Origin of the sequence: uncultured Turicibacter sp. (assembly GCF_938044715.1) — a bacterium.
Lineage (GTDB): Bacteria > Bacillota_I > Bacilli_A > MOL361 > Turicibacteraceae > Turicibacter > Turicibacter sanguinis.
Window position 1 is genome coordinate 1 of record NZ_CALIOS010000019.1, and the last position, 16,530, is coordinate 16,530.

16 protein-coding genes and 1 other annotated feature are annotated in these 16,530 nt (G+C 34.0%); of the genes, 1 reads left to right on the plus strand and 15 read right to left on the minus strand.

All coding sequences use genetic code 11. The annotated features are described in order from the left end of the window. Window positions 1–212 precede the first annotated feature (212 nt). The 12 genes from QWC74_RS01905 to QWC74_RS01960 all read right to left on the minus strand — a co-directional run bounded on the left by QWC74_RS01905 (window position 213) and on the right by QWC74_RS01960 (window position 11,970). Complete coding sequence (locus QWC74_RS01905; protein WP_006785464.1) at window positions 213–1,298, minus strand: M42 family metallopeptidase; 1,086 nt, start codon at window positions 1,296–1,298, stop codon at window positions 213–215. Window positions 1,299–1,440: 142 nt separating this feature from the next. Further along, a complete protein-coding gene (gene rplT, locus QWC74_RS01910) occupies window positions 1,441–1,800 on the minus strand; it encodes a 50S ribosomal protein L20 (protein ID WP_006785463.1) in 360 nt (119 codons plus the stop codon). 41 nt (window positions 1,801–1,841) lie between these two features. Then, on the minus strand, window positions 1,842–2,039 hold the full coding sequence (rpmI, locus tag QWC74_RS01915; protein WP_006785462.1) for a 50S ribosomal protein L35: 198 nt from the start codon (window positions 2,037–2,039) through the stop codon (window positions 1,842–1,844). A gap of 24 nt (window positions 2,040–2,063) precedes the next feature. Further along, window positions 2,064–2,606, minus strand: coding sequence for a translation initiation factor IF-3 (gene infC / locus QWC74_RS01920; protein ID WP_267471862.1), 543 nt, complete (start codon window positions 2,604–2,606; stop codon window positions 2,064–2,066). Window positions 2,607–2,625: 19 nt separating this feature from the next. After that, window positions 2,626–2,750, minus strand: a sequence feature (ribosomal protein L20 leader region). Between the two features lie 43 nt (window positions 2,751–2,793). Next, window positions 2,794–3,810 (minus strand): hypothetical protein, encoded by a 1,017-nt coding sequence (locus tag QWC74_RS01925; protein ID WP_006785460.1) that lies wholly within the window; start codon window positions 3,808–3,810, stop codon window positions 2,794–2,796. 163 nt (window positions 3,811–3,973) lie between these two features. Then, on the minus strand, window positions 3,974–5,911 hold the full coding sequence (gene thrS / locus QWC74_RS01930; protein ID WP_006785459.1) for a threonine--tRNA ligase: 1,938 nt from the start codon (window positions 5,909–5,911) through the stop codon (window positions 3,974–3,976). 375 nt (window positions 5,912–6,286) lie between these two features. Further along, window positions 6,287–7,195, minus strand: a complete 909-nt coding sequence (gene dnaI / locus QWC74_RS01935) for a primosomal protein DnaI (RefSeq protein ID WP_006785458.1) — start codon at window positions 7,193–7,195, stop codon at window positions 6,287–6,289. 5 nt (window positions 7,196–7,200) lie between these two features. Then, entirely contained in the window at window positions 7,201–8,568 is a 1,368-nt protein-coding gene (locus QWC74_RS01940; RefSeq protein ID WP_006785457.1) for a replication initiation and membrane attachment family protein, read from the minus strand. A gap of 63 nt (window positions 8,569–8,631) precedes the next feature. Beyond that, entirely contained in the window at window positions 8,632–8,997 is a 366-nt protein-coding gene (locus QWC74_RS01945) for a hypothetical protein (protein ID WP_006785456.1), read from the minus strand. 39 nt (window positions 8,998–9,036) lie between these two features. After that, a complete protein-coding gene (gene coaE / locus QWC74_RS01950) occupies window positions 9,037–9,651 on the minus strand; it encodes a dephospho-CoA kinase (RefSeq protein ID WP_006785455.1) in 615 nt (204 codons plus the stop codon). A gap of 14 nt (window positions 9,652–9,665) precedes the next feature. Then, entirely contained in the window at window positions 9,666–10,499 is an 834-nt protein-coding gene (mutM, locus tag QWC74_RS01955) for a DNA-formamidopyrimidine glycosylase (protein ID WP_006785454.1), read from the minus strand. Between the two features lie 40 nt (window positions 10,500–10,539). Continuing rightward, window positions 10,540–11,970 carry a hypothetical protein gene (locus QWC74_RS01960; protein ID WP_006785453.1) on the minus strand — a complete coding sequence of 477 codons (1,431 nt, stop codon included), beginning with the start codon at window positions 11,968–11,970 and terminating at the stop codon, window positions 10,540–10,542. A 245-nt stretch (window positions 11,971–12,215) separates the two neighbouring features. Here QWC74_RS01960 and QWC74_RS01965 point away from each other — a divergent pair, with 245 nt between their 5' ends. After that, on the plus strand, window positions 12,216–12,686 hold the full coding sequence (locus QWC74_RS01965) for a GNAT family N-acetyltransferase (protein ID WP_006785452.1): 471 nt from the start codon (window positions 12,216–12,218) through the stop codon (window positions 12,684–12,686). Between the two features lie 43 nt (window positions 12,687–12,729). Here the strand turns inward: QWC74_RS01965 and pepF are convergent, their stop codons facing one another. From pepF to srtB, 3 genes are all read right to left on the minus strand, one after another. Further along, on the minus strand, window positions 12,730–14,529 hold the full coding sequence (gene pepF / locus QWC74_RS01970) for an oligoendopeptidase F (protein WP_006785451.1): 1,800 nt from the start codon (window positions 14,527–14,529) through the stop codon (window positions 12,730–12,732). Between the two features lie 413 nt (window positions 14,530–14,942). Further along, the gene (locus QWC74_RS01975; RefSeq protein ID WP_006785450.1) at window positions 14,943–15,467 is read right to left on the minus strand and encodes an NUDIX domain-containing protein; all 525 of its coding nucleotides are present in this window, start codon (window positions 15,465–15,467) and stop codon (window positions 14,943–14,945) included. 182 nt (window positions 15,468–15,649) lie between these two features. Continuing rightward, window positions 15,650–16,420: a class B sortase gene (gene srtB, locus QWC74_RS01980; RefSeq protein WP_006785449.1), complete on the minus strand. Its 771-nt coding sequence runs from the start codon at window positions 16,418–16,420 to the stop codon at window positions 15,650–15,652. Window positions 16,421–16,530: the final 110 nt, after the last annotated feature.

Here is a 16,530-nt window from a genome sequence, read left to right on the forward strand (position 1 = left end):
ACTACCCTAATTGATACGGTTTACCCCATCATGCCGTATCAGTATATTATTCTCTTTCCATTCCAATGTTTTATAATTACCCTTTTTTTGAGGTAGAATGGACCTCAAACTTTCTTAGAAAAGAGTCTGTTTAAACTTTTTTTAAATAGACTCTTTTTTTATGTTAAAACTTCATTAAAAAAGACTATCTCACTTTAGAGATAGTCTTTTTTTTATTCAAATGTAATTTTGTTGACAGTTTCCTGATCTAAACGACGAACAACTTCTGTCATTAATTTAACTGTATTTTCATAATCATCACGATGAATCATTGAAGTATGTGAGTGAATATAACGTGATGCAATTCCAACTGACATCGCAGGGGCCCCATCATGTGCTAAATGCATTTTGGCTGCATCAGTTGCTCCTCCTGGCGTAATATCAAATTGATATGGAATATTTAATTCATCCGCTACGCTCACAACAAAATCACGTAATCCTTTATGACCAACTAATCCACCATCAATTAAAGTAATGATTGGCCCTTTCCCCATTTTTGCTTGGATTTGATTCGTAACCCCTGGCACATCTCCAGCTAGTCCTACATCTAAAGCGAAAACGATGGATGGGTTAATCATTTGGCTTGTTGTCACTGCTCCACGGCATCCAACTTCTTCTTGAACTGTTCCCACACCGTAGACGATGTTTGGATGAGATTCACCTTTTAAATTATTTAACACTTCAACAGCTACGGCACAACCGATACGATTATCCCATGCCTTAGCTAATAAGTATTTATCATTCGCCATCGTACGGAACTCAATATAAGGAGTAATCATATCACCTGGTCGAATACCAAGCTTTTCTACCTCTTCTTTACTCTCAACACCTAGGTCAATATACATTTCTTTAATATCAACCGGTTTTTGACGTGCCTCAGGTGTCAAAATATGAGGTGGTGTTGACCCAATAACCCCATGATACGTTTTCCCACTATTTGTTGTGATAGTGACTTGTTGTGCAAGCATCACTTGTCCCCACCATCCACCTAGTGTCACGAATTTAATAAATCCATTATCATCAATACGTTGAACCATAAATCCAACTTCATCCATATGACCTGCAATCAAGATTTTCGGTCCATCTTTTTCCCCTACTTTTTCAGCAATTAATGATCCGATATTATCTTGATAAATTTTATCTGCTGAGTCACCAATATATTTTTTCATCACTTCACGTGCTTGACGTTCTTGACCCGGTACAGCATTTGCATCTGTAATTTCTTTTAAGAACGTTAGAGTTTGATCTAACTTAGTCATTATGTTTCCTCCTATTATCCATAATTTTCTATAAGTAGTATCATATCATTTTATCTCATTGATGAAAATAATTTTAAAAATATTTTCTTTAAAAATATCAAAAAAACACTACCTTAAGGTAGTGTTTGAAGTTTATAAAAAATTATTTATTCATTGCAGCTTTTGCAGTTTCTGCTAAAGCTGTGAATGCAGCAGCATCAGCTACAGCTAAATCAGCTAACATTTTACGGTTAACTTCGATTCCAGCTAATTTTAATCCGTGCATTAATTTGCTGTATGATAATCCATTCATACGAGCAGCAGCGTTGATACGAGTGATCCATAATTTACGGAAATCACGTTTTTTCTGACGACGGTCACGGTATGAATATTGTAATGATTTCATTACTTGTTCATTTGCAGTTTTATATAATGTGTGTTTTGATCCAAAGTAACCTTTTGCTAATTTTAAAACGCGTTTACGACGTTTACGTGATACAACTCCACCTTTTACACGTGGCATATTGAGTTCCTCCTTTTGTAGTACAAAAAATATTTAAATGATTATAAGCTATATAACATATCTTTGATACGTTTGTAATCGCTATTTGAAACAACAGCAGCTTTAGCTAAGTGTTTCTTTTGTTTAGTTGTTTTATTGTGAGCTAAGTGGCTTGTATAAGCGTGAGAACGTTTTAATTTTCCTGATCCTGTACGTTTAAAGCGTTTAGCAGCTCCACGATGAGATTTCATTTTTGGCATGGTAGAGTTCCTCCTTTATCTTTTCTACTTTTTCTTTGGTGCTAAAACGAGAAACATTGAACGTCCGTCAAGTTTTGGATTTGATTCAAGGTCTGCGATTTCAGCACACCCTTCAGCAAAGCGAGTTAAAACATTGCGACCGAATTCTGTATGAGCAATTTCACGCCCTTTGAAACGTACGCTAACTTTAACTTTATCACCTTTACTAAGGAATTTTTGAGCATTTTTTAATTTAGTATTAAAATCATGCTGATCAATGTTAGGACTTAAACGAACTTCTTTAAGACTTACAACCACTTGGTTTTTTCTCGCTTCGCGAGCATGTCTTTGTTGTTCGTAACGGTATTTACCGTAATCCATAATACGACAAACAATCGGATTAGCTTGTGGTGCTACACATACTAAATCTAAATTTTGTTCAGAAGCAGCACGTAAAGCATCTTTGCGTTGCATTAAACCAAGTTGTTCGCGGTTAGGACCAATGACTAACATCTCCTTAGCGCGGATATCCTCGTTGACTAAGCTCTCGTTTTTTACATTCTTCTTGCTAATGATGAGCACCTCCAATTTTATAGAACATTCATGGAAAAAAAGAAAAACGTAGGCATTCAAGCGCCCACGTTTAAAATCACAGTTAAAAAAAACTATGCGACTTTTAAACCTATCGACTTAAGCCAATCAGGTGAGAAGTGGGTACTTCTTCTTTCCACATGATATTCACATTTATTAATTATAACACCTTGATTAGTATATGTCAATCAAGCGCTATATATTCTTTAATTTTTTTAAGATTTGTATCATTTAGGAATCCACTCTCAACCAATGCGGTTAAAGCATCATCATTAATGACCTCATCTTTAACTAGTCTATCATAAGTTTTGTTTTTAATCAACTCTTCATAGTAAGAATTAAAAATTTCCAGTGTTATGGTTTGATTGTTCAGATATTCCTGAGTATTTGCTAAATATTCTTTCATTTCATTAATTCCAATCTTATTATTTGAAAAATTAGCTAAATAACCAGAAGTTGTTGCAATATACGGGATTAAATATTCATAGGCATCTTGCAACGAATTTTTACGACTTGGGTCTTTTTGAATCATTTCTTCCATCACTTTAAGATTAACTGTCGTCCCATCAAAAATGAGATGTGCCTCTTCTTTGTAAGTTTGTAATACCTGAGTAAGTGTTTCATAGGGGGCATAAAACTCTTCAATATCCTTTGAAATAAAAGGAACTGTTTTTAATAAAAAAGAGGAGAATGTATGGGGGCCTACTAAATTAAACAAAGGAAATCCAACAATCATTAAAACAATGATTAAATACGTATACGTATTTAAAATGGTACACCCAGAACTTAGAATCCTTCCAAACGTTGAATTTAACTTAATTTTTCTGAATAAATACCTTTCCCATTCATAGTTTCTTCCGAATACATATAGAATGCTCTTTATAATAATAAATATAAACATATAAATAATAACAAACATAATAAGTGGAATAATCATTTCTTCGTGAGGTTGCACTAAATAAAATAACTCATCAGGAATCATTAATCCTATATTCGCATTTTCTGGAATCGTCTGAATCGCTTTATTAGTTAAAAAAATAGAAATAAAATAAGTCGCTATCATTGAAATCAGTTGCAAAATAAGTTGAAGAAAACTGAAACGAAACGTATCTTTATAACCCAGATAAGCAGCGATTAAAAAAACAAGAAGGGCTATTACATCTACACTCCACTGTCTTAACACGACCATAGTTTCAATCATTTTTATCACTCCCTACTTTACAATACCTACTTATTCTTTCCTTTTAACTGATAAAAACACAATCATCAACTAAATTCATTATTGTAATTCTCTATCATTCTATTCATAAAATTCCAAAAATCTATAAAAAAATGAGAAGCTACAAGCTTCTCATTTTGACTTATTATTCAGGTTTATAGTTTTTACGCTCTGCAATTTCTTCAACTAAGAAATGAACGAATTCTTTTAATGGTAAAGTCTGAGTTTTTTGCTCACCGAAACGGCGGAATGTGACTTCATTATTAGCAACTTCTTTATCCCCTAATACAATAGACATTGGGATTTTCTTAGTTTGTGATTCACGGATTTTATAACCCATTTTTTCTTCACGCTCATCGATTTCTAAACGAACACGGTATTTACGTAATTCTTTAGCAACTTCTTTTGCGTACTCTAAATGATATTGATTATTAACTGGAATCACTGTTACTTGTGTTGGAGCTAACCATAGTGGGAATGCTCCTTTGTAAGTTTCAATTAAATAAGCCATGAAACGCTCATATGTTCCGATTAAACCACGGTGCATAACAACTGGACGTACTTTTTCACCAGTTTCAGATACATAAGTTAAATCGAAACGTTCTGGTAATAAGAAGTCTAATTGAATAGTTGACATTGTAATATCATGTCCTAAAGCTGTTTTGATTTGGATATCTAATTTAGGACCATAGAAGGCCGCTTCTCCTTCAGCTTCAATGAATGGAATATTATTTTCGATTAATGTCTCGCGTAACATTGACTCTGCATTTTCCCACATTTGATCATCATCGAAATATTTTTCTTTGTTTTCTGGATCACGAAGCGATAAACGATAGTAGTTAATTTCAACTCCGAAGTCTTTAATCACACGGTGAATTAATTCTAAACAACGAGAGAACTCTTCTTTAATTTGATCTGGACGAACAAAAAGATGAGAATCTGTTAAAGTCATCGCACGTACACGCTCAAGACCAGTTAAAGCACCTGAGGCTTCAAAACGGTGTTGAATAACTTGCTCTGCATAACGAATTGGTAAATCACGGTATGAACGTAATTTTGTTTTATATACCATCATATGGTGAGGACAAGACATCGGACGTAATACTAATTCTTCATTATCCATTTCCATTGGAACGAACATATCTTCTTGATAATGTGCCCAGTGTCCTGAAGTACGATATAAATCAACAGATCCCATAACTGGAGTTGCTACGTGTTGGTATCCGTAATCTTCTTCTAATTCAGTAATATATCGTTCGATTTGTTGACGAACTTTCATACCATTTGGTAACCAGATTGGTAATCCTTGACCTACTAATGGACTGAATGTGAATAATTCTAATTCACGTCCTAATTTTTTATGATCACGTTCCTTACGCTCTTCTAAAATACGTAAGTGATCAGCTAAAGCATCTTTAGATAAAGCAGCTGCCCCGTAAATACGAGTTAACATTTTATTGTCGCTATCTCCTCGCCAGTAAGCTCCTGCTACACTTAATAATTTAAAGAACTTAACATCTTTTGTATTTGGAACATGTACTCCGCTACAAAGATCTGTAAAATCACCTTCTGAATAAGTTGTGATGATTTCACCTTCTTTAATCGCATCAATTAATTCTAATTTATATTCATCAGCTGCAAATAATTCTTTTGCTTCTTCACGGCTTAATTCTTGACGAATAATCGGTAAAGCTTCTGAAGAAATTTTTTGCATCATTTTTTCAATAGCTGGTAAATCAGCTTCTGAAATTTTTGATTCTGTATCAATATCATAATAGAATCCATCTTCAATCGCAGGTCCTACTCCAAATTTTGCATCTGGATAAAGACGTTTAATAGCGGCAGCCATTAAGTGAGCAGCCGAATGGTTAATAATTTCCCACGCTTCTGGACGATCATTTGTAATTAATTCAATTTTTGCATCTGCTTCAATTGGACGAGTTAAATCATATAAATGTCCGTTAATTTTAGCAGCCACACATTTTTTACGTAATCCTGGTGAAATAGAGTGCGCAATCGCATCTGCAGTAACTCCATTTTCAAATTGTTTCACATTCCCATCTGGGAAAGTAATGTTAATCATGGTATTTCCTCCTTTTATTTTTCGTTTACCTCGGAGCGAAATTTTTGAGTATAAAAAAAATCGCTCCTAAAATTTAATTAGGAACGATTATAATCGCGGTACCATCCTATTTCCAACAAAGAAAAGACTCTTCGTTAGCAACTCAATTTAACGTTAACGCAGTCAGCGGGAAACTTTTTCAAGTCCAGTTCAAAGGGAGTAATTCAAACATCGTACTTAGAAATCTTTCAGCCATGGATTCCCTCTCTAGAAAGTCGTATGAATAAATCATATCCTTATCAAAACCTTTGATATATCAGTCTACTCATTAGTATATGTATGAATCATATTATAATGTATGATTTTTTTGAAATCAAGCAAAAAGTGATAAGAATTTTAGCGATTTTGACGATAATTTGTTCCAGTAATAGCGACAGGAACACTTAAAGCTTTGATACGTTCTAAAATACGTGCCCCCTTAATTTCCTCAACTTCTCCTTTTTGAGTATAAGAATAATGATGACGTAATTGTTCATAATCCAAGTTCGAAGTGAAAAAAGTTGGAAGCCCCTGATGCATTCGATAATTTAAAATACGGCCAAGCACTTCATCCCGCATCCAGCTCGTCATCGATTCACTTCCAATATCATCTAGCATCAAGACATCGATTTGCTTTAATTGTTCAATTTTATCATATCCACTATTATTGTCACTATTAAATCCTGATTTAATTTCAGCAACCAATTCAGGAAAGTAAACTAAGCCACAAACAATTCCACGTTGAGATAAGATATTTGCAATGGCGCTTAACATATATGTTTTCCCTGTGCCAAAAGGCCCATATAAATAAAGACCGCGACCTTTTTTATTTGTCATGTATTCATTAATAAATAAAGTTGCTTTTTCATAAAACTCGACACGCTCAGGATCCATGATAAATCGTTCAAAATTCGCATTTACAATATCACCCGGCATATGAAAACTTTTAATATTCGCTAAATGTTTTTGATTTAACTCATAATGACAAGGCGTATATGCAATCTTAAGTTGCTTATACCTTGGTTCAAGTTCTGGTCGATGTCCTTTAACGGGTTGCTTACAATAATCTAATCCTAGACAACCCTCACATTTGGATTTATTTCGTGAATACTCATCTAAATCGGATATAAAGCTCGACAGACGTGACATATCCACCTCAGACTCATGACATTTTAATGCCTGTGCAATCTCTGGTTCATTTAATAACTCTTGATATGCCTGCTCAGCTCCAAACGTTTTCGGTATTAAATCACCTAATCGTTTCATCTAATTCACCCTTTCCCATTTAGAATCTGACTCTGTAATTGTTTCATGCGTTCAATCTTTTGTAAATCTTCTTCACTCAATGTTTTTTTATTCGATTCTTGCGTTTGCGGTGCTTTCAGCCAATCAGGAACTTGCTCTTGACGAACTACTCTCGCTGATTTTTGATAAGATGGTTTACTTGCTGCTGGCATCGTTTTTTCATTTTCACGTTTTTGCTTCGCTTTAAGCGTTGACTTAACTTGAGCAATTGCTTTTTCAGTATTATCAATCTCTTTACGCTGCCATTCACCCGCAATTTTTTCAACCAATTGCTTTGGCAATCGCCCATCTGAAATATTTAACACATAATCAATCAACACATTCACAACACCGGATGGCATTTGTTGATCCACCACTAACCACTCAACTAATTGACGATCGGCTGGAACAGGTTCTTTTTGATGTTGCTTAAACTTCAAGAAACTAAGTGGATGTTGTGACAGATGAATCAATAATTGTTTTTCCTTTGCACTTGCCGCATTCGCTTCACTAATCATGGTCTCTTGATTAACCTGCGAAACTTCCACCACCTCGATTGGCTTTCCTTTATTTAGAAATTGAAAATATTGTTTCGCTTGTTTTCTAAATACCTCTAAGTTGACGAAGCCATCACTATCTAAAGCATCAAAAATAAGACGAGCTAATTCACTTTCATCTAATTTATATAAAAAGGCAATCTTATTAATTTGATCGAGAAGTTTATCCGATAAAATTTGATCATCGAGTCCAAACTGCTTGAGTAAAGCAAATAGTAACTCTTCATTAAAGGCTTTCTCTAGCTCTACTCCCTCACGCTTCATCTCACTAACCGGCAGTGGACTAGCTTGTAGGGTTTGAGAGTTACGAAGTAACACCGTCGTATCAAATACTTCATTAAATGGTTTTGAGACATTTTTTCCTTCTGCTTTAAAAGCATCTTCAATAAAAAATTGCTTTAATGCTTGATAATCTACATTCCCAACTTTTAAATTTAAAAAGACATTAATAATTCCATCGCTAAAAAAGGCACGAGCTTTCATCGGTCTTTTTAAAACATACGTTATATGATGAGATTCTTCGGTGATATACACAGAAACTAATCCAACGGCTTCTAATTTATAACGCCACTCTAAAAACTCCTCAATATTCGTATTGAGTAACTGTAATAACAAATGATGCGTTAAAGATTGTTCCTGTTTTTTTAGTGCTAACGTATTTAAAGTCGTAAATAAACTCACGGCTTGCGGACCAATAATGGGTTGATACAGCAACGTCAAAACTTGTATTTCTTCCGAAGTCATCATTTGAATGGGACTTAAGTCGAATGTTGTATTCGGTTTAAGAGATACTCCCATTATTCAAACACTCCTTCTTTTAAAATGTTAAATCCCTATTAAAAATAGGGATTAATCAATCTATTATCGGTTTAAAGCTAATCCTTTAAACATAATTTTTTTATCTAATTCTTTATAGAATTCTTGAATCAGTTTTTTACCTTTTCCAAATGTAATGAGACCAGGCGTATTAATCGTAAAATCAACCGCTGATTCAATCGGCGTAATTTTAACAATCGTCACAATCACTTCAGCATCTTTACGCTTAAGCATTAATTCTTGACGATCATCATCTTCAAATTTTACCTCAAAGTTTAATGATTTAGCAACCTCAATAATCGCTGCTTTCGTTGGTTGATACTTTGCTTTATAGTAATGAGTCATTAACGCCTCATCCGTCGTTTTTTCACCTGATTCGTAGTGTGTTTTAAATAAGTCCATAAATCCCATTTCTAGTTCCTCCCTTAATTCCTATACTTTTCCACTATATTAATTATGACTATGTTTAAGACAGCAGCATAACTGATGATACAGTGTCTCAAACTGAGTTCGTAACTCACTGACTTTACCTTCGTTAACTAAAACGAAGTTCGCAAGATCACGTTTTTTATCCAGTGACATCTGAGAATTAATCTTGGCGAGCGCATAGGCCTCCTCGATTTGGTCTCTTGCCATCAGTCGTTTAATTTGCGTTTCCTGACTGACATAAACGACAATCGTCACATCCGTCAGTGATTCAAACTCAAACTCATATAAAAGTGGCATATCGAGAACCACCATCGATTCATTAGCTTTTTTCGCGAGTTCAATCCCTTCTACTAACTTTTCACGGATTAAGGGTTTCATAATTTCATCTAATTTTGCTTTTGCAGCCTTATCTTGAAAAATTAAACGCCCTAGCCCCCCGCGGTCTAGGTTCCCATCCGCTAAAATAATATCCTGTCCAAATACATCTGCTAATCTTTTTAGAAGTACCGTATTTGGTTGTTGCATCTGTCTGACAATTAAATCAGCATCTAAAACCGTCACACCCTTGTCTAAAAACAACTGAGTGACCGTACTTTTTCCTGATGAAATTCCACCCGTTAATCCAACTACTAACATGGATACAATCCCCCTTAAGACTTAATTATTTGGCATGTTGGACAAAAGTAAGTTCCACGTCCACCAACCTTAATTTTCTCAATAGGGGTTTCACAGATTTTACACACTTCACCCAATCGTTGATGAACTAACAACTCTTCTTGAAACGTTCCTGATACACCATGTGTGGATGTAAAGGTTCGAATGGTTGTCCCACCTAATGAGATGGCTTTTGCTAACACCTCTACTGTATATTTTACCACATTTTCAATCTCGTTGTCGGATAATTCATAGCTTGGGGTTAAAGGATGAATCTTTGCCCTAAATAACACCTCATCTACATAAATATTACCCAGTCCACAAACTACACTTTGATCTAGTAATAATGACTTAATCGGTTTCTTTTTCCCTTTTATTTTTCCTTTAACATACGCTGGGGTAAACTCATCTGAAAAAGGTTCCACCCCAAGCACTTTAAAAGCAGAGGTTTCTTCTAAATCTTGACCTTTTTCATATAAATGAAACGTCCCAAATTTACGCGTATCTTGATAAAGTAACTGACGTCCATTATCGAGTTTAAAGATAGCATGAATATGCTTGTTTAATTCAAAATCATCTGCCTCATAAAAGTACTTACCTTCCATACGAAGATGCGAAAGGAGTTGATAATCTTGAAAATGAAAAACTAAATACTTTCCGCGACGACTAATCTCTTCTATCACTTGATTCGTTAGCTTTTCTTTAAAAACATCTGCACTCATATTTTTAACCATCGGTTCGTATCGTAACTCAATCTCTTTTATTCTTAAGCCTTTAATCTGGCTATTTAACACATTTTTAACTGTTTCAACTTCTGGTAATTCTGGCATAGCAATTAGTCCATCCTTTTTCATGTCATTTTCATGTTGTTTACTTCACAATGGATTGGTAAATCTCAAACATCATGATTAACAAGTCACGCTCAAGCGTTGAAATCGGTGCTTGATAATCTAAGTATTTGCCTTTAAAAACAAACTCTAAATCCGATGTCTGTAAAATCAATTGTTGCACCTGCTCGACTTCCTCTTGACTTAATTCAATCGTAATCCATTCGGTAACTTCATCTTCAATCCAAACTTGACGCTTTTCAGACGGATCCATTTCAAACGAAACGATTGCCTCTCCATTTTGACGAAGCTCAATCAAATCAAAATCATTCATCGTCTGACCATAATATCCAAATACAACAGGCATCGTCGCACTTGTAATATCACTATTTGCCACGATATAAGGCATCACATTAATATTTTGTTCAACCATTGACTTATCTACACCCTCAGCCGTTCCTTTTTTTATATTTGTAAAAGCATAAGTGGCTAAGTTAACGGGATTAAAAGCGGTCGATGATTGAAGTGCCAGCTGATTATAGGTAATCACTTGCTGATTACTTTCTGTATTCACTAAGACTTGAATTTTCCCCGCATATTTACCGAGTGCCTTATCTCGTCGTTGAGCTCGCTGAAGTGTTACTTCAGATAACTTCAAATGAAGTGTCTCTTCATAACTACTTCCTAAATACGGCTCAATCTCTTGTAAAAAGTTAATAACAAATCCCAGTTGATTATTCTCAATCAATTCCTCGATTTCCTTCATGACCTCTAAATAAAACTCCGATTGATAATACCATCTTAGCGACGTGATACCCTCGTCATTTTCATTATCAATCAAATAATTCAATCGTTTAATTGCCTCAACATAATTTTTTTGTTCATAAAATTCATTTGCTTCCGTCAAATATTGTTCTTTAATCAATTGAACACATTGCATGATTCTACCTTTAGCCAATTCATAATAAGACTGATCATTAAACATCACTTGACCATAAGCTTCAATCGCCTCTTCAATGAATCCCTGTTGTTGCAAATTCACACCTTTAATATAAGCTCTTTGTGATTGATAATACTTCGATACTTCATCAATTGTTTCAATTACTTTAGAACTCGAGAAAAATAACGGTTCAATAATTTGCTCATACTGCAAATACTCTTCGTACTCAATTTTTCGAAGCATATATAAATTCGCATAATATTGATAACGACTAATCAAAGAATCTCCTAAATCCTTTTTAATTCGTTGTCCATAGTCACTATCTAAATTAATAAATCGCTGATAAACCGAAGTCACATCATCTGGCGATACTTCATCATAAATATAATTAACTAAGATATTCAACTGTTTTTCATACAGGATAACATGTCGATTATAAATCATGGCCCCCCATATAATCAATGCTACAACCATAACAATAACAATTTTTAATGAAAAGAACCAATAATTTTTTAACTGCTTTAATCCCCCCATAACGTCCACCCCAACGAAACTTGCTTTTATTACCATTTTAACACAGAAAGCGCCTATCACCTATCATTTATTCGAATTTTTCACAAAGAAAAACGCTGACTAAAAAAAGATTTTCACAACCTCTAACGCCTAAAAGAAACTCAATTTTAAGGCGCTAAAGAAATATCTCCATCATCAACTATCACGCTTCCCTAAATGAGTAAAATAGATTAAAATAAATCTACTATCAAAAACGGGGGGATTTTATGATTCGCAAGGCTTCTTTAAATGACTACAATCAAATCTCAAAACTAGTTTCAGAAGTTCATCAACTTCACGTCCTAAATCGACCAGATGTCTATTTGGATCTAAAACAACCATTTTCATACGATTCTTTTCTTCAGTTACTTGAAGAACCAACCTCAAATCTTTTCGTCATCGAAAATTCTAATCAAAACCTCATCGGATACGGTATCATCAACTTCCTTAAAACACGTTCACTCACCATCATGAAGCCATCAACAATCGCCTACATTGATGATTTTTGTATCTCATTTTCTTACCAACATCAAGGCTATGGTGCACAACTTTTTGATTACTTAAAAGAATATGCCAAAGAACAAGGTGCTACCTCTTTACAACTGACGGTTTGGAAGTTTAATGAACCAGCTATAGCTTTTTATGAAAAAATGGGCATGAGTATGAGAAACAGACGATTAGAATTGCCGTTAAAATAAGTAAAAAGGAGAACGAAAACTTCTGTTTTCATTCTCCTTTTTTTTAGATTAATTCTTCTAACATATCAAGTAATTCATTGAAGCGTTCAATCGTTGCCTCTAATGGCATTGAGGTCGTCATGTCAACCCCTGCATTTTTTAGAGTATCGATTGGATATAAAGAACCACCTGCTTTTAAGAATCCTTTATATTTCTCAACAGCAACTTCACCATTTTCTAAAATCGATTTAGCGAAAGCCGATGCCGCTGCGTACCCTGTAGCATATTGGTAAACATAGAAATCACTATAGAAGTGTGGAATTCGTGCCCACTCAATTTTAATTTCATCATCCACGACCATCTCAGGTCCGAAATATTTTTTATTTAAATCATACCAAATATTATCTAAATCATCTGACGTTAATGAACCACCGTTTTCTAACGTTTCATGCGTGATTAACTCAAACTCTGCAAACATTAATTGACGGTACACGGTCGCTCTAATTTGCTCTAACTCCTGATTAATGAGATATAATTTTTTATTTTTGTCCTGCTCTTTATGAATTAAGTCATTAATTAAAAGAATTTCATTCGTTGTAGACGCCACTTCCGCACAGAATAACGTGTAATTTCCGTAAACGTATGGTTGTTCTTTTCTTGTATAGTAAGAATGGATGGAATGTCCCATTTCATGAGCCAGTGTTGAAACATCGTTTAACTCATAGTTATAATTTAATAACACATAAGGCATCGTATCATAGCTTCCCCATGAGTAAGCCCCACTTTTTTTACCTTTATTTTCGTAAACGTCAACCCATCCGTCTTTGATTCCTTCATCAAAGATGTCTAAATATTCTTGACCCAGTGGTTTTAATCCTTCTTTCACCATTTCAATGGCATCGCTATACTCGATATGTTGTTTTGGGATATCGATGACAGACACATATAAATCGTACATATGAATTTCATCTAATCCTAATAACTTTTTCTTTAAACCAACATAGCGGTGAAGAGATTTTAAGTTGTTATTGATGGTTTGAATCGCATTTTTATAAACTTCAACTGGAATATCATTTGGTTTTAATGAAGCTTCTAATGAAGACGCATATTTTCTTGTTTTCGCATAGAAAATAAATGTTTTTAATGAGCTTGTTAAGCTTGTTGCAATTGTATTTTCATATTTTTTATACGTGCTAAATAATAATTTAAACGCCTCTTCTCTGACACGACGATCTTTACTTTTGATTAATGAACTATAGTTTCCTTCTGTTAATTCAATGTCCTGACCATTTTCACCTTTAATCGTTCCAAACGTCATATCCGCATTCGTTAGCATCGTATAAATACTTTCAGAAGCCCCTAAGCAATCTGATGCTGATGCTAATAATTCTTCCATTTCCTTCGATAAGATATGTGGTTTTTCTTTTAATAACACTTTGAAGAACGTGTCATACACTTTTAATTCGTCATCGCTTTCTAACATCTTTTCAATTGTTCCATCTTCAAGTGATAAAATCTCCGGCGTAAAGAACGCATTGTAACTTGAAAACTGTGCCATAAACGGATCGATTTTATTCACTAATGTTTGAAACTCTGAGTTTGAGGTATCTTCATGACTCTTCATATGCGCGAACACATATAACTTTTCTAATACACGTGATAACTCTTCTTCTACCTTTAAGTATTCCTTTAAATCAGTGATATTTCCAAGACGTCCTTGGAATTCTTTTAATTTCGGCGCTTTTTCTTTTACTGCTTGAAAATCTTTTTCCCAAGCCTCTGTACTTGCATAAACTTTGTCAATTTTCCACTTCGATTCTTCTTCAATTTCATTTCGTGATTTTAAACCCATTGTCTGACTCATAAATGTCTCCTTTTTATCAATATCAATTCATCATACTTTCATTTTACTACATTTAACCACTGATAATTCATCATCCGGTTATTTTTTTATGCGGTGACTGTCTCAGGGAATCGAAGCAAGTATCCATTTTACTAAGAGGGGATAACCCTCTAAATTCTTAAATATCATGCTTCTCTAAACGTGAAATTAATTCCTCGTCCGTAACCTAATTTAAATCACTACACATCCAAAGAAAAAGGTTTAGATTGTTGAATATTTGAGATAGATTGTTCAGGGACTAAAAACTTCATTCTATAACCTACCTAAACAATCATAGGTTAACTTTTTTAATAATCCCTCCTTTGATAATCCCGCTTCTGTCATCGCATGGATATCATAGATTTTAAAATTTGATAGCATTGATGACCAATGCTTTACCTCGTATGAGCCCCTTTTTTATCTCTCATAAAAAATAGTAAGTCAATTAACGATGGCTGATACGGAATAAAAATTTCTTCCTGAATCATCTTTAAGATTTCATCCCTTGACGCCCATTTAACGCTCTGAACTTCCTCGTATTGCAGTTTTAGTGCATCAATTTCTAAATCTTGTTGAATCAAATAAAAATCATCAAATCCATCATCAAAATTAATCGTTAGAGCAGGTCTAATCCCATCAAGTGATAACCGATATCCAATCTCTTCATAAACTTCACGTTCTGCTGCTGATTGACTCGTATCACCAGAAATAGCACTGCCCCCAACTGTCACATCCCACCTATTTGACCAACCACTTTTAAAAGGCTGTCTTTGTTGAATCAACATTTCACCTTGAGAATTAAAAATACAGACATGGACGACTAATCGATAAAGTCCTGGAATGATTTTTTGACCTCTGATCATCGTTTTATCCGTTTTAATTCTATCTTGCGTATATAAATCCCAAATCTCTATAATCACCATCTCCTTTTAAGAACCAATGTCTCTTGACCCTCTACTGTATAATAAATCTTCGATAGATATGCTCATCACAATATAGATTGGGATTTTATTTCATTAAAAATAACCTTCGCTGCTCAGAATCTTATCTCATCTCTCTCAATACAACGATATCGTTTTAGATAAAATATAACCCCTATCCTTTATTCCTTAGATATTAATTTACTATGAACGATTGTACGAGCATTTTCAAACTCATAACTACAAGTATACAGCGTCATAATCTGATCATTCGCGTTTAATTCAATCTGTTTTTGATATAACGATCGATCTTTTATATAGTTTAGATACGCTTGTTTATCTTTTTCATCTTCAAAATGAATTTTCAGATAATCCCCATGATAAAAATCTGCTACATAGGCCGAAAAAACTTCATAAATATAGGTCATCCCTTTATATTCAACTCTAATCAGGTTATTTTCATTAAAAAAATCTTCCTTTTTAAAATTAGCGACTTCTCCAAACATTGATTTATTTTTCATATCATGACCATATAGAATAATACTGTGATCTTCTTCAAATTTATTTCGATAATCCATAAATATACTACCGGAAGCTAGATAATTTTTATTAAAATCATGTTTTAGATAATATTGATTATCTTGACTCTGAACCACCGGGTAATCAATATTAGTGTTATCGACTTGTAACCAAAATCTATAGTCCGAATTGATAGAAGAAAGTTTGTCATATTTATCATCTACAATCGACTGATCTACTTCTTTATTCTCTTCATTAGCTTCAGTCTCTTCAATAGGGGGCGTCCCTGTCGTCGCTTTAGTCATTTCTCTAATATTTTCATATACATTATCTGCTTTTTTGTACGCCGTTAATTTAATTAAAATAGCAGAAGAAGAGAAGCATAACATCCAAATCAGAATTAACTTAACAACTACCCTTATATTTTTTTTCAAAACAATCCCCCTCCTCCTTTTATATTTACTATAAATAATAGACATTTTATGAATTATATATATTAAATTATCAATGAATGATGACTACATTATGCATTTTATAACAGGAT